Raw genomic sequence first — 14,130 nt, forward strand, 5'->3', positions numbered from 1 at the left:
AGCAGTTGCATCCGCCATCATCGAAGGAATCGCTAGCATGGCAGTCGAGACTGATTTTTCGCAGGACGGGAAAAAGCTGACCATCAAGATCAAGGGGCGCTTCGATTTCGGCAAGCATCAGGAGTTTCGCGAAGCCTACGAACGCCAGACCAGGCGGCCGGATTCGGTGGTCGTCGACCTGAAGGATACCACCTACCTCGACAGCTCCGCGCTTGGCATGCTGCTGTTGCTACGCGACCACGCGGGCGGTGATGAGTCGGATGTACGTGTGGTGCATGCCAGCTCCGACGTGCGCAAGATTCTCGCCATCTCCAATTTCGAAAAACTCTTCGATATCAGTTGAGCGCCGACATGCCGGCCGAACAGGCGTTGACCGTGCTGGTCGCCGAAGACAGTGCTGTCGATCGCCTGCTGCTTGCGCAGATCGTGCGCCGCCAGGGGCATCAGGTATTCACTGCGGAGAACGGCGAGCAAGCGGTAGCGCTGTTCATCGAGCGGCGCCCCCAGTTGGTGCTGCTGGACGCCCTGATGCCGGTCATGGATGGCTTCGAGGCGGCGCGGCAGATCAAGGCATTGGCTGGCGAAGCGCTGGTGCCGATCATTTTCCTGACTTCGCTGAATGAAGAGGAAGGCCTGGTGCGTTGCCTTGAGGCGGGGGGCGATGATTTCATGGCCAAGCCCTACAGCGCGGTGATCCTCGCTGCCAAGATTCGCGCCATGGACCGTCTGCGCCGGTTGCAGGCTACCGTGCTGGCGCAGCGCGACCAGATCACACGGCATCACCATCACCTGCTTAACGAGCAGCGGGTGGCCAAGGCGGTGTTCGACAAAGTGGCCCACTCTGGATGCCTTTCTGCGCCCAACATTCGCTACCTGCAATCGCCTTACGCGCTGTTCAATGGCGACCTGATGCTGGCGGCATTTACCCCGGCCGGCGACATGCGTGTGCTGCTCGGCGATTTCACCGGTCACGGCCTGCCAGCCGCGGTCGGCACCTTGCCGATGGCTGAGGTGTTCTACGGCATGACCGCCAAGGGCCACGGCATGGCGCAGATCCTGCGCGAGATGAATGCCAAGCTCAAGCGCATCCTGCCGGTAGACATGTTCTGCTGTGCGCTGCTGCTCAACCTCAGCATGCAGCGCGGCACGGTGGAGGTGTGGAATGGCGGTATGCCCGATGGGTATCGCCTGTCGGTGGATGGCCAGGTGCTGTCGGTACTGGGTTCGCGGCACCTGCCGCTGGGCATTCTGGCCGCTGAGCGCTTCGATGACAGCACTGAGGTGTTGCCGCTGGCACCGGACGAGCGCCTTTTGTTGCTGTCGGATGGTGTGCTCGATACCGCCGACGACCAAGAACGCCTGTTTGGCGTGCAGCGCCTGCGAGCGGTACTGGCCGACAACCGCGACCCTGTGCAGTTGTTCGACGAGCTGATGCTGGCCCTGGAGCGTTTTGGGGGGCAGCCGCGCGATGACATCAGCTTGTGCGACATCCGCATGTTCACTGCCGAGGAGCGGGTGTCAGCACCGATGATCTACTCTGACAGCGGCCGTTCCAGCCCGTTGGACTGGTCGCTGGCCTTCGAGGTGCGCGGCGAGAGCCTTAAGCGCTTCAACCCTGTGCCGTATCTGGTGCAGTTATTGCAGGAAATTCATGGCCTGCGCGCACGTGCGGGCAACCTGCACAGTGTGCTTAGCGAGTTGTATTCCAATGCGCTGGAGCATGGTGTGCTGGGCCTGGACTCGCAGCTCAAGCGCGATGTGCAAGGCTTTACCGACTATTACCAGGAGCGCGCCCGGCGGCTGGGCTCGCTGACCGAAGGCTTTGTAAGCATCGATTTCAAGGTTGAACCGCATGGCGGCGGTGGGCGTCTGATGATCGAGGTGCGCGACAGCGGTGCCGGCTTTGACGTGCAGCGAGTGCTTTCGCGGCCTTCGCTGGATCAGGGGCTGAGTGGTCGCGGTCTGAATCTGGTGCGGCAGTTGGCCAGTGACGCGCGCTGGAGTGAGGGCGGGCGTTGCGCGCATGTGGAGTTCGTATGGTGAGCCGCTGGTTGGCTCGGGCATAATCTGGCTTGATCAAGGAGTGAACAAGTGACTGACATGCATATTGACCACAAGGTACTCAGTGACCTGCGTGAGGTCATGGAAGATGGCTACCTGCAGTTGGTGCAGACTTTTCTCGATGACTCAGAGCGGCGTCTTGGGCAGTTGCACGCGGCCAGAAGCGCAGAGGAGCTTGGCGCGGCGGCTCATAGTTTCAAGGGCAGCAGCAGCAACATGGGCGCTGTGGCTTTGGCCAGCCTGTGTCAACAGCTTGAAGAGCGCGCGCGGCGGCCCCCGTTGTACGGTATCGAAGACTTGATCAGCCGCATCGACATGGAATTCGTCGTGGTGCAGCACTTTTACCGTGGTGAGCAGCAGCGTATTTCCGCAGGCTGATAGGCGAGTTGGCGCGAGTCTTGCCTGTCTCTGCCAGGATGATTTTTGTTTCTGGCGCGGAGACCGCTCAATGCCTGTCGCACCCAACCCTTTGTTGCAAGCCAATGCCATTGCCAAGACCTCGCGTTCGGCCACCGTGCAGGCGGACAAACCGCTACAGGCGCTGGGCGATAAGGGCGATGCTTTTGGCCAGATGATGGCCAGGCAGGGCCGCGACAAGGTTGTCGGGCAGGATGACAAGGTCGCTCCGGCCAAGCCCAAGGACAAGCCTGATGCGGCAACGGGCGGCAAGAAAGACCCGGCTGGCAAGGCTGCAGTTGCCGATGACGGCAACAAGTTGCCAGAAGATGATTCGGCCCAGGCCGATGCGGGTGTGCGTGATGCCAGCCTGGTGGCTGGTCAGGTCACTGATGCCCAGCCTGGCGCGCAACTGATCCAGGCGCAGGCCGAGGCGGTGGCGCCAGTGCTTCAGGCGGCCACGGCGCAAAGCCAGGTCGCTGCGACATTGCCTGAAGAGCCGTCTGCCGAGGAGGCCTTCGACCCGGATGCTGACCCCCTGGCCAACCTGCCGACCCTGCGCCTGGCGCTGGAGCACAGTGCCCAGGCCAAAGGTGGTACCTCGGCACATGCCCTTGATGCTGCCCAGGCTCAGGGCGAGGAAGGGCGGGCAGCCGTCAATACCTTGGCGAACCTGGTCGAGAATGCCGATGGCGAAAGCGCCGAATCCGGTGACAAGGCCTTTGGCGCCTTGCTTGAAGACGGCCTGAAAGACACCAAGAGCGCCAGTAGCGACACCCGCATCGATGATTTTGCCAACCGCTTGGCCAGCCTGACCCAGGCGGCCACGGCCAAGACCGCCAACGCCGTCCCGGCCAATGCGAGCCCGCTGCATCAGCCATTGCCAATGAACCAGAACGCTTGGGCCGAGGGCCTGGTCAACCGGGTCATGTACCTGTCCAGCCAGAACCTCAAGTCGGCTGATATCCAGCTGGAGCCGGCAGAGCTCGGTCGTCTCGACATCCGCGTCAATGTTGCGGCGGACCAGGCCACCCAGGTTACCTTCATCAGCGGCCACGCCGGCGTACGTGATGCCCTCGACAGCCAGGTGCACCGCCTGCGCGAACTGTTTGCCCAGCAGGGGCTGGCGCAGCCGGATGTCAACGTGGCTGACCAGTCGCGCGAGCAGCAGCAGCAGCAGGGGCAGGCGCAGGGCAGCAACCTGTCCGGTGTGGCGGCGCGCCGGGCCGAGCAGGGTGGGACCGAGGCGGTCGACAGCGCCCGGCCTTTGGAGCGGCAGGTGGTTGTCGGCGACAGTGCGGTCGATTACTACGCCTGATAGCTATTGGCCTGGGCTGGCTTCTTCGCGGGCGAGCCCGCTCCCACGGGCATTTCGTTGATTTCGAACCCTGTGCGGTACCTGTGGGAGCGGGCGTGCCCGCGAAGAGGCCAGCACCGCAAACCTGCTGGAATCCATCCACTGCAAAATCTGGCATAACACTTGCTCAAGCCAAGCCATCCTCCCTTGAACCCCCGATGGACGACGGATTATTGGCATGGCGAAGAGCGAAGCAGTCAAAGACCCCGCCACTAAAGGCAAACTCAAGCTGATCCTGCTGGCCGTGGTAGGCCTGTTGCTGGCGATCGGCCTTTCGGTGGGCGCTACCTGGTTCATCATGCACAAGAGCGAGCCGGCTCCTGCCACCGAGGCTGCGGCCAGCAACGTCAAGCCAGCGGCGATCTACGAAGCGCTGACCCCTGCCTTCGTGGTCAACTTCAACCAGAACGGCCGTCAGCGCTACATGCAGTTGAGCATCACCCTGCAGGCGCGTAACCAGGCCGATCTGGATGCGCTCAAGGTGCACATGCCGGTGATCCGCAACAACCTGGTGATGATGTTCTCCGGGCAAGGGTTCGACGCCCTGGCCAGCAGCCCGGTAGGGCAGGAGATGTTGCGCCAGAAGGCCACCGCAGTGGTCCAGGAAGTGGCGCAGAAGGAAGTCGGCAAGCCGGTCGTTGACCAGTTGCTGTTCACCAATTTCGTATTGCAGTAGGAGTCCGCAATGGCCGTACAGGACCTGCTGTCCCAGGATGAAATTGATGCCCTGTTGCACGGCGTCGACGACGGTCTGGTGCAGACCGAGAGTGCATCCGAGCCTGGCAGCATCAAGAGCTACGACCTGACCAGCCAGGATCGGATCGTACGGGGTCGCATGCCGACCCTGGAAATGATCAACGAACGCTTCGCCCGCTACACCCGTATCAGCATGTTCAACCTGCTACGCCGCTCCGCAGACGTGGCCGTGGGTGGCGTGCAGGTAATGAAGTTCGGTGAATACGTGCACTCGCTGTACGTGCCCACCAGCCTCAACCTGGTCAAGATCAAGCCGCTGCGCGGCACTTCGCTGTTCATCCTTGACGCGAAGCTGGTGTTCAAGCTGGTGGACAACTTCTTTGGCGGCGACGGCCGTCACGCCAAGATCGAAGGGCGTGAATTCACCCCGACCGAACTGCGCGTGGTGCGCATGGTGCTGGACCAGTGTTTCGTCGACCTCAAGGAAGCCTGGCAGGCGATCATGCCGGTCACCTTCGAGTACATGAACTCCGAGGTCAACCCGGCCATGGCCAACATTGTCGGCCCCAGCGAGGCGGTGGTGGTGTCCACCTTCCACATCGAACTGGACGGCGGTGGCGGCGATCTGCATGTGACCATGCCGTACTCGATGATCGAGCCGGTGCGGGAAATGCTCGATGCCGGTTTCCAGTCGGACCTGGACGACCAGGACGAGCGCTGGGTCAAGGCCCTGCGCGAGGACGTGCTGGACGTGGCCGTGCCGATGAGCGCCACGGTCGCCCGGCGCCAGTTGAAGCTGCGCGACATTTTGCACATGCAGCCGGGTGACGTGATCCCGGTCGAGCTGCCCGAGCACCTGGTGCTGCGCGCTAACGGGGTGCCCGCGTTCAAGGCGCGGCTGGGCTCGCACAAGGGCAATTTGGCCCTGCAGATCATCGACCCGATCGAACGCCGCTGACGGTGTGCCGGTCGCTTACAACGAATTGAATGCCTGTCGAGGAAATCATGGCTAACGAAAACGAGATCACCTCCCCAGAGGACCAGGCACTGGCCGATGAGTGGGCCGCAGCGTTGGAAGAAACCGGTTCAGCCGGGCAGGCCGACATCGATGCACTGCTGGGCGGGGACACCGGCAGCAGCAGCGGCCCTGGCCGCCTGCCGATGGAAGAATTCGCCAGCTCGCCGAAGCCGAACGAAAATGTCAGCCTCGAAGGCCCGAACCTGGACGTGATCCTGGACATCCCGGTGAACATTTCCATGGAGGTGGGCAGTACCGAGATCAACATCCGCAACTTGCTGCAGCTCAACCAGGGCTCGGTGATCGAGCTCGACCGCCTGGCCGGCGAGCCGCTCGACGTGCTGGTCAACGGCACGCTGATCGCCCATGGCGAAGTGGTTGTGGTCAACGAAAAGTTCGGCATTCGCCTGACCGACGTGATCAGCCCCAGCGAACGTATCAAGAAGCTGCGCTGAGTGAAGGGCACGATGCGCGCCATCGCCGCAGTTGCGGCGCTGTTCGCCAGCCACGTCTGCATGGCCGCGGCCACGCCAGCGGCCACCCCGGCGGCTCAACCTGGCAGTCTCGGCGGGCAGCTGGCGCAGATGGTCCTGGGCCTGCTGCTGGTGGTGGGCCTGATCTTCTTCCTGGCCTGGCTGCTGCGGCGCCTGCAGAGCACCGCAGTGAAGGGTGGGCAGGTGATCGAGATTGTCGGCAGTCGTGCCATCGGCCCGCGTGACCGCCTGCTGCTGGTGCAGGTGGGCAAGGAGCAGATCCTGATCGGCCATACCCCCGGCAGTATCGAGGCCCTGCACGTACTGGCCGAACCCGTGGAAGTGCCGGCAAGCGTCCGTCAGGCGACGCCGGAGTTTGCCCAGCGGCTGATGGAGCTGATGGGCAAGGACCCTAAGGACAACAAGTGATGAGCGGCGCGCTGCGTACGTTGTTGACTCTGGCGCTGCTGTTGGCTGCGCCGCTGGCCCTGGCCGCCGACCCGCTGTCGATCCCGGCCATCACCCTGTCCAACACCCCGGACGGGCAGCAGGAATATTCGGTCAGCCTGCAAATCCTGCTGATCATGACCGCGCTGAGCTTCATCCCGGCGTTCGTCATCCTGATGACCAGCTTTACCCGCATCATCATCGTGTTCTCGATCCTGCGCCAGGCCCTGGGCCTGCAGCAGACACCGTCCAACCAGCTGTTGACCGGCATGGCGCTGTTCCTGACCATGTTCATCATGGCCCCGGTGTTCGATCGGGTGAACCAGGACGCGCTGCAGCCGTACCTGAAGGAGCAGATGACTGCCCAGCAGGCTATCGACAAGGCCCAGGGGCCGCTCAAGGACTTCATGCTGGCGCAAACCCGGCAAAGCGACCTCGACCTGTTCATGCGCCTGTCCAAGCGTACCGACATCGCCGGCCCCGACCAGGTGCCGCTGACGATCCTGGTGCCGGCGTTCGTCACTTCCGAGCTGAAGACGGCGTTCCAGATCGGTTTCATGATCTTCATCCCGTTCCTGATCATCGACATGGTCGTGGCCAGTGTGCTGATGGCCATGGGTATGATGATGCTGTCGCCGCTGATCATTTCGCTGCCGTTCAAGATCATGCTGTTCGTGCTGGTCGATGGCTGGGCGTTGATCATGGGCACTCTGGCCAGCAGTTTCGGCGGCGTCTGACGCCGTCAAGGAGAGCCGCCGATGACACCTGAAGTAGCTGTCGACCTGTTTCGTGATGCCCTGTGGCTGACCACCCTCATGGTCGCCGTGCTGGTGGTGCCGAGCCTGTTGGTGGGCCTGGTGGTGGCAATGTTCCAGGCTGCCACGCAGATCAACGAACAGACCTTGAGCTTTTTGCCGCGCCTGCTGGTGATGCTGATCACGCTGATCGTCGCCGGGCCGTGGCTGGTGCAGAAGTTCATGGAGTACTTCACCACCCTTTACACCAACATCCCGCAGCTCATTGGTTGACGCGGCGATGCTGGAGCTGACCGACACGCAGATTGGCACCTGGGTCGCTACCTTCATCCTGCCGTTGTTCAGGGTGACTGCTGTGCTGATGACCATGCCGATTTTCGGTACCCGCATGTTGCCGGCGCGGATTCGCCTGTACGTGGCGGTGGCAGTTACTGTGGTGATCGTGCCGGCATTGCCGCCGTTGCCCGAGTTCGACCCGTTAAGCCTGCGCGGTATGCTGCTGTGCGCCGAGCAGATCATCGTCGGTGCGCTGTTTGGCCTGGCCTTGCAGTTGCTGTTTCAGGCTTTCGTGGTGGCCGGGCAAATCGTCGCGGTACAGATGGGCATGGCGTTCGCCTCGATGGTCGACCCCGCCAATGGTGTCAACGTCACGGTAATCAGCCAGTTCATGACCATGCTGGTGAGTGTGCTGTTCCTGCTGATGAACGGCCACCTGGTGGTGTTCGAGGTACTGACCGAAAGTTTTACCACCCTGCCGGTGGGGAGTGCGCTGGTGGTCAACCACTTCTGGGAGCTGGCCGGGCGCATGGGCTGGGTGTTCGGTGCCGGCCTGCTGTTGATTCTGCCGGTGATCGCTGCGCTGCTGGTGGTGAACATTGCCTTTGGCGTAATGACCCGCGCCGCGCCGCAGCTGAACATTTTCTCCATCGGCTTCCCGCTGACCCTGGTCATGGGCATGTTCATCTTCTGGGTCGGCCTGGCCGATGTACTGTCCCACTATCAGGCATTGGCCAGCGAAACGCTGCAATGGCTGCGTGAGCTGGCGAGGGTGCGCTGAGCATGGCGGAAAGCGAGAGCGGTCAGGACAAGACAGAAGACCCCACTGAGAAGCGCAAGCGCGACGCCCGCGAGAAGGGCGAGGTCGCCCGTTCCAAGGAGCTGAACACATTGGCGGTGACCCTGGCGGGTGCCGGTGGCTTGCTGGCATTCGGTGGTCACTTGGCCGAAACACTGCTGGCGTTGATGCGTATGAACTTCAGTCTGACCCGCGACATCATCGTCGACGAGCGGGCGATGGGGGCCTTCCTGCTGGCCTCGGGCAAGATGGCCATCTGGGCGGTGCAGCCGGTGCTGATCCTGCTGTTCGTGATTTCCTTCGTGGCGCCCATCGCGCTTAGCGGCTTCCTGTTCTCGGGCAGCTTGCTGCAGCCCAAATTCAGCCGCATGAACCCGCTGTCGGGGATCAAGCGCATGTTCTCGATGCAGGCCCTGACTGAATTGCTCAAGGCGCTGGCCAAATTCTTCGTGATTCTGGTGGTGGCGGTGCTGGTGCTGTCCAGCGACCGCCAGGCCTTGCTGTCGATTGCCAATGAGCCGCTGGAGCAGGCGATCATCCACAGCTTGCAGGTGGTGGGCTGGAGTGCCTTGTGGATGTCAGCCGGGCTGTTGCTGATTGCCGCAGCAGATGTGCCGTTCCAGCTGTACCAGACGCAGAAGAAAATGAAGATGACCAAGCAGGAAGTGCGCGACGAGTACAAGGACAGCGAGGGCAAGCCCGAAGTCAAGCAACGTATTCGCCAACTGCAGCGCGAGGTGTCGCAGCGGCGCATGATGGCAGCGGTGCCGGATGCCGACGTGATCATCACCAACCCGACGCATTATGCGGTGGCTTTGCAGTACGACCCGGAGAAGGGCGGTGCGGCGCCGTTGCTGCTGGCCAAGGGTAGCGATTTCATGGCGTTGAAGATTCGTGAAATTGGCGTGGAGCACAACATCCAGATCCTCGAGTCGCCGGCGCTGGCGCGGGCGATCTATTACTCCACCGAACTTGAGCAGGAGATCCCGGCGGGGTTGTATCTGGCGGTGGCGCAGGTGCTGGCGTATGTGTTCCAGATCCGGCAGTACCGGGCTGGCAAGGGCAAGCGGCCGGAGCCGCTGAAAGACGACCTGCCGATCCCGCCGGATTTGCGGCGTGACAGTTGACCTTGTGTCACGGCTTCAGGCCCTTTCGCGGGCGGGCCCGTTCCTACACGGTGGTGGACACATGTCGGTGGTTGGGCGCAGGCCGTCGTGTAGGAGCGGGTTTACCCGCGAAAGGGCCGGTCCTGCTGGCCAATTTCCACCCGCCGTTCACCGTTGCCGGCGCTACCGTATTCGCGGGTAAACCCGCTCCTACCACGGTGGTGGACACAGGTCGGTGGTTGGGCACAGGCGTCGTAGGAGCGGGTTCACCCGCGAAGAGGCCGGCCCTGCTGGCCAATTTCCACCCCCGTTCACCGTTGCCGCCGCCACCGTATTCGCGGGTAAACCCGCTCCTACCACGGTGGTGGACACAGGTCGGTGGTTGGGCACAGGCCGTCGTAGGAGCGGGTTCACCCGCGAAGAGGCCGGCCCTGCTGGCCAATTTCCACCCACCGTTCACCGTCGCCGCCGCTACCGTATTCGCGGGTAAACCCGCTCCTACCACGGTGGTGGGCGCAGGTCGGTGGTTGGGCACAGGCGTCGTAGGAGCGGGTTCACCCGCGAAGAGGCCGGCCCTGCTGGCCAATTTCCACCCACCGTTCACCGTCGCCGCCGCTACCGTATTCGCGGGTAAACCCCCTCCTACCACGGTGGTGGACACAGGTCGGTGGCTGGGCACAGGCCGTCGTAGGAGCGGGTTTACCCGCGAAAGGGCCGGCCCTGCTGGCCAATTTCCACCCACCGTTCACCGTCGCCGCCGCTACCGTATTCGCGGGTAAACCCGCTCCTACCACGGTGGTGGACACAGATCGGTGGTTGGGCGCAGGCCGTCGTAGGAGCGGGTTTACCCGCGAAAGGGCCGGTCCTGCTGGCCAATTTCCACCCACCGTTCACCGTCGCCGCCGCTACCGTATTCGCGGGTAAACCCGCTCCTACCACGGTGGTGGACACATGTCGGTGGTTGGGCGCAGGCCGTCGTAGGAGCGGGTTTACCCGCGAAAGGGCCGGTCCTGCTGGCCAATTTCCACCCGCCGTTCACCGTTGCCGCCGCTACCGTATTCGCGGGTAAACCCGCTCCTACCACGGTGGTGGGCGCAGGTCGGTGGTGGGCACAGGCCGTCGTAGGAGCGGGTTTACCCGCGAAAGGGCCGGTACAGCAACATAAATCCCTCGCCGAGCAAAGTTGGAAAGCTTCTTGCAGAGCCACGCCCAGGCGCCCCCTGGGCGTCAAAGTTTTGCATCAAGAGGACTCGCGGTGGATCGCACTCAGTTAATCAGCAACGCCCGTAACAACCTGGCCGGGCTCGGCCGGGGCAACCTGGGTGTGCCGCTGTTGCTGCTGGTGATGTTGGCAATGATGATGTTGCCGATACCGCCGTTCCTGCTCGACGTGTTCTTCACCTTCAACATCGCCCTGTCGATCGTGGTGCTGCTGGTCTGTGTATACGCCCTGCGCCCCCTCGACTTTGCTGCGTTCCCGACCATTTTGCTGGTGGCCACGTTGTTGCGCCTGGCCCTGAACGTGGCGTCCACCCGTGTGGTCATGCTGCATGGTCAGGAGGGCCATGGCGCTGCCGGTAAAGTGATCCAGGCCTTCGGTGAGGTGGTGATCGGTGGTAACTACGTGGTCGGTGCCGTGGTGTTCGCCATCCTCATGATCATCAACTTCGTGGTGGTGACCAAGGGTGCCGGGCGTATCTCGGAAGTGAGTGCGCGTTTCACCCTCGACGCCATGCCTGGCAAGCAGATGGCCATCGACGCCGACCTCAATGCCGGCCTGATCGACCAGGCCCAGGCCAAGCACCGCCGTGCCGAGGTGGCGCAGGAGGCCGAGTTCTACGGTTCTATGGACGGTGCCAGCAAGTTCGTGCGCGGCGACGCCATCGCTGGCTTGCTGATCCTCTTCATCAACCTGATCGGCGGCATATTGATCGGCATGATGCAGCACGGCATGAGTTTCACGGAGGCCGGCAAGGTGTACGCCTTGCTGACCATCGGTGACGGTTTGGTGGCGCAATTGCCATCACTGCTGCTGTCCACCGCCGCCGCGATCATGGTGACCCGCGCGTCGGGCTCCGAGGACATGGGCAAGCTGATCAATCGGCAGATGTTCGATTCGCCCAAGGCCCTGGCGGTGTCTGGCGGGTTGATGATTGTCATGGGGCTGGTGCCGGGCATGCCGCACGTGGCGTTCCTCAGCCTCGGTCTGCTGGCCGGTGGGGGCGCCTACCTGGTGTGGAAGAAACAGCAGCAGGTCAAGGTCAAAGCCCTGGAAGAGGCGCAGCGCCAGCAGGACCTGCTGCCCTCGCCACAGCGCGCGCTGGAAACCAAGGAGCTGGGTTGGGACGACGTCACCCCCATCGACATGATCGGCCTGGAGGTTGGCTATCGGCTGATCCCGCTGGTCGACCGCAACCAGGGCGGCCAGTTGCTGGCGCGGATCAAGGGCGTGCGAAAGAAACTGTCGCAGGACCTGGGTTTCCTGATGCCCACCGTGCACATTCGTGACAACCTCGACCTGCAACCCAGCGCCTATCGCCTGACCCTGATGGGGGTGATTCTGGCCGAGGCGGAGATCTATCCGGACCGCGAGCTGGCGATCAACCCGGGGCAGGTGTTCGGCACCCTCAACGGTATTGCCGCGCGCGATCCGGCGTTTGGCCTGGAGGCGGTCTGGATCGACGTCGGCCAGCGCTCCCAGGCGCAGTCGCTGGGCTACACCGTGGTCGATGCCAGTACCGTTGTGGCCACCCACCTCAACCAGATCCTGCAGAAACATTGCCACGAGCTGATTGGCCACGAAGAGGTTCAGCAACTGCTGCAAGTACTTGCCAAGGCATCGCCTAAACTTGCAGAAGAGCTGGTGCCGGGTGTCATTTCCTTGTCGGGGCTGCTCAAGGTGCTGCAAGCACTGTTGTCTGAACAGGTGCCAGTGCGCGATATTCGCAGTATTGCCGAGGCCATCGCGAACAACGCCGGCAAGAGTCAAGATACCGCCGCGCTGGTGGCGGCGGTGCGCGTCGGATTGTGTCGCGCCATCGTGCAAAGCATTGTCGGCGTTGAGTCGGAGCTGCCAGTGATTACCCTGGAGCCAAGGTTGGAACAGATTTTGCTGAATAGTCTGCAAAGGGCCGGGCAGGGTCAGGAAGACGGTGTTCTTCTGGAGCCAAGCATGGCCGAGAAGCTGCAACGTTCGCTGATCGAGGCGGCCCAGCGCCAGGAAATGCAGGGTCAGCCGGCCATTCTGCTGGTCGCCGGCCCGATCCGCGCCATGTTGTCGCGTTTCGGTCGCCTGGCTGTACCGAATTTGCATGTTCTGGCGTATCAGGAAATACCTGACAACAAGCAAGTCACCATCGTTGCCACCGTGGGCCCTAACGGCTGAGGTAGGGGATAATGCAAGTTAAGCGATTTTTCGCCGCCGATATGCGTCAGGCCATGAAGCTGGTCCGTGACGAGCTGGGCGCCGATGCCGCGATCATTGGCAACCGTCGCATTGCCGGTGGTGTCGAACTGACGGCCGCGCTGGACTACAAGCTGTCCGCCCTGGCCCCGCGTGTGCCCAACGCCGAGCTGGAACAAGAACTGCGCAAGACCCATACGCGCATTGCCAGTGCCCAGGCTGAGCTGGACCACCGTCAGGACAGCAGCGACAACAACCGCCAATTGTTCGCCGGGCAATCTTTGACCGCTGCCGAACCGTTGATCGAGCCGCATGTCGAGGCCCCTGAGGCCGCCGCCGCAACGGCTGCTGCACCGGTTGATCCGCGCCTGTTCGATGCCATGCGTTCCGAACTGTCGGGCCTGCGCGAGTTGCTGGAAGTGCAACTCGGTTCACTGGCCTGGAATCAGCTGCAGGGCAGCAAGCCGCAGCAGGCCAACCTTTGGCGCCGCCTGCAGCGCATCGGCCTGTCGGGGCCGATTGCCCGCGAGTTGCTGGACCTGACCGCCGAGATCGAAGAGCCGCGCCAGGCCTGGCGCATGCTGCTGGCTCACTTGGCGCGGATGATCGAAATACCTGAAATCGAGCCGATCGAAGAGGGCGGCGTGATCGCCGTGGTGGGCCCGGCGGGCATGGGCAAGACCACCACCCTGGCCAAGCTGGCCGCGCGCTACGTGCTCAAGTACGGCGCGCAGAACCTGGCGCTGGTGAGCATGGACAGCTTCCGTATCGGCGCCCAGGAGCAGCTCAAGACCCTGGGCCGCATCCTCAACGTGCCGGTGACGTACGTCGACCCGGGCCAGTCGCTGGCAGCAGCGCTGGAGCCTCTGCTGCGCAAGCGCGTGGTGCTGATCGATACTGCCGGCCTGCAGGCCAGCGACCCTGCGCTGCGCATGCAACTGGAAACCCTGGCCGGGCGTGGCATTGCCGCGAAGAACTACCTGGTGCTGGCCACCACCAGCCAGAAGCAGGTGCTGACCGCCGCCTACCACAGCTACAAGCGCTGTGGCCTGGCCGGTTGCATCCTGACCAAGCTCGATGAAACGGCAAGCCTTGGCGATGTGTTGAGCCTTGCCATCAGTCATGAACTGCCAGTGGCCTATCTTACCGATGGCCCACGCATTCCTGACGACCTGCACTTGCCGCGGGGCCACCAGTTGGTCACGCGGGCGGTGAATGTGCAGCAGCAGGACGAGCCCAGCGAAGAGGCCATGGCCGACATGTTCGCTGATCTCTATCACAACCCACGGCGAGCGGGTTGACCATGAAGCGTGTGCAAAGTCGCTATGCCAAGGGGCACGCAG

14 protein-coding genes are annotated in these 14,130 nt (G+C 62.8%); all 14 read left to right on the forward strand.

The genetic code is table 11. The features are described 5' to 3' along the window. Positions 1 to 37: 37 nt before the first annotated feature. The 14 genes from INQ47_RS22115 to flhF all read left to right on the forward strand — a co-directional run bounded on the left by INQ47_RS22115 (position 38) and on the right by flhF (position 14,088). Positions 38 to 343, forward strand: a complete 306-nt coding sequence (locus tag INQ47_RS22115; RefSeq protein WP_279934532.1) for an STAS domain-containing protein — start codon at positions 38 to 40, stop codon at positions 341 to 343. Positions 344 to 351: 8 nt separating this feature from the next. Beyond that, on the forward strand, positions 352 to 2,043 hold the full coding sequence (locus INQ47_RS22120; RefSeq protein ID WP_404702591.1) for a SpoIIE family protein phosphatase: 1,692 nt from the start codon (positions 352 to 354) through the stop codon (positions 2,041 to 2,043). Between the two features lie 48 nt (positions 2,044 to 2,091). Then, on the forward strand, positions 2,092 to 2,439 hold the full coding sequence (locus INQ47_RS22125) for an Hpt domain-containing protein (protein ID WP_404702592.1): 348 nt from the start codon (positions 2,092 to 2,094) through the stop codon (positions 2,437 to 2,439). Positions 2,440 to 2,509: 70 nt separating this feature from the next. Beyond that, positions 2,510 to 3,775 carry a flagellar hook-length control protein FliK gene (locus tag INQ47_RS22130; RefSeq protein ID WP_252458829.1) on the forward strand — a complete coding sequence of 422 codons (1,266 nt, stop codon included), beginning with the start codon at positions 2,510 to 2,512 and terminating at the stop codon, positions 3,773 to 3,775. Positions 3,776 to 3,992: 217 nt separating this feature from the next. Beyond that, positions 3,993 to 4,490, forward strand: coding sequence for a flagellar basal body-associated protein FliL (gene fliL / locus INQ47_RS22135; protein WP_176685407.1), 498 nt, complete (start codon positions 3,993 to 3,995; stop codon positions 4,488 to 4,490). Between the two features lie 9 nt (positions 4,491 to 4,499). Beyond that, positions 4,500 to 5,468 (forward strand): flagellar motor switch protein FliM, encoded by a 969-nt coding sequence (gene fliM, locus INQ47_RS22140; RefSeq protein WP_021785186.1) that lies wholly within the window; start codon positions 4,500 to 4,502, stop codon positions 5,466 to 5,468. A 47-nt stretch (positions 5,469 to 5,515) separates the two neighbouring features. Next, positions 5,516 to 5,983, forward strand: coding sequence for a flagellar motor switch protein FliN (fliN, locus tag INQ47_RS22145; protein ID WP_029615633.1), 468 nt, complete (start codon positions 5,516 to 5,518; stop codon positions 5,981 to 5,983). A gap of 12 nt (positions 5,984 to 5,995) precedes the next feature. Beyond that, positions 5,996 to 6,430, forward strand: a complete 435-nt coding sequence (gene fliO, locus INQ47_RS22150) for a flagellar biosynthetic protein FliO (RefSeq protein WP_031322757.1) — start codon at positions 5,996 to 5,998, stop codon at positions 6,428 to 6,430. Next, the gene (fliP, locus tag INQ47_RS22155) at positions 6,430 to 7,185 is read left to right on the forward strand and encodes a flagellar type III secretion system pore protein FliP (RefSeq protein WP_003254415.1); all 756 of its coding nucleotides are present in this window, start codon (positions 6,430 to 6,432) and stop codon (positions 7,183 to 7,185) included. The genes fliO and fliP overlap by 1 nt, the downstream gene beginning before the upstream one ends. 21 nt (positions 7,186 to 7,206) lie before the next feature. After that, positions 7,207 to 7,476, forward strand: a complete 270-nt coding sequence (gene fliQ / locus INQ47_RS22160; RefSeq protein ID WP_103462211.1) for a flagellar biosynthesis protein FliQ — start codon at positions 7,207 to 7,209, stop codon at positions 7,474 to 7,476. Positions 7,477 to 7,483: 7 nt separating this feature from the next. Further along, positions 7,484 to 8,260 carry a flagellar biosynthetic protein FliR gene (gene fliR / locus INQ47_RS22165; RefSeq protein WP_010955080.1) on the forward strand — a complete coding sequence of 259 codons (777 nt, stop codon included), beginning with the start codon at positions 7,484 to 7,486 and terminating at the stop codon, positions 8,258 to 8,260. A 2-nt stretch (positions 8,261 to 8,262) separates the two neighbouring features. Further along, complete coding sequence (flhB, locus tag INQ47_RS22170) at positions 8,263 to 9,405, forward strand: flagellar biosynthesis protein FlhB (protein WP_404702593.1); 1,143 nt, start codon at positions 8,263 to 8,265, stop codon at positions 9,403 to 9,405. Between the two features lie 1,234 nt (positions 9,406 to 10,639). Then, on the forward strand, positions 10,640 to 12,769 hold the full coding sequence (flhA, locus tag INQ47_RS22175; protein WP_252460543.1) for a flagellar biosynthesis protein FlhA: 2,130 nt from the start codon (positions 10,640 to 10,642) through the stop codon (positions 12,767 to 12,769). 11 nt (positions 12,770 to 12,780) lie between these two features. Continuing rightward, positions 12,781 to 14,088: a flagellar biosynthesis protein FlhF gene (flhF, locus tag INQ47_RS22180; RefSeq protein WP_252460544.1), complete on the forward strand. Its 1,308-nt coding sequence runs from the start codon at positions 12,781 to 12,783 to the stop codon at positions 14,086 to 14,088. Positions 14,089 to 14,130: the final 42 nt, after the last annotated feature.

Origin of the sequence: Pseudomonas sp. 3HC3 (genome assembly GCF_044904505.1) — a bacterium.
Lineage (GTDB): Bacteria > Pseudomonadota > Gammaproteobacteria > Pseudomonadales > Pseudomonadaceae > Aquipseudomonas > Aquipseudomonas putida_Y.